This window comes from Sporosarcina aquimarina (assembly GCF_019748715.1).
GTDB classification, from domain to species: domain Bacteria; phylum Bacillota; class Bacilli; order Bacillales_A; family Planococcaceae; genus Sporosarcina; species Sporosarcina newyorkensis.
On the sequence record NZ_JACLBZ010000053.1, the window covers coordinates 1 to 219 of the forward strand.

At 41.6% G+C, this 219-nt stretch carries 1 pseudogene; it reads right to left on the reverse strand.

Annotation, left to right across the window (positions count from 1 at the left end):
* Positions 1 to 219, reverse strand: a pseudogene (locus H7J92_RS17505) (lytic polysaccharide monooxygenase); the annotation flags it as partial.

The window sequence follows — 219 nt, forward strand, 5'->3', positions numbered from 1 at the left end:
GTACCTTCAGCATATACGTTCACTGTTGCATCGGCTTCTAAGTCTGTTGCAGTAAAGCCTGTATCAGACATAGTAGCATTATCTGCTACCAAAGCGCCTGGTGCTGTTGTGTCTGGTGTTGCTTCAGTAGTAACTGTAGTTTTGGCAGAATAATTTCCTGCTGCATCTACTACATATACATCATATGCTGTTTCAGCAGTCAATCCTGTAATTGTTACT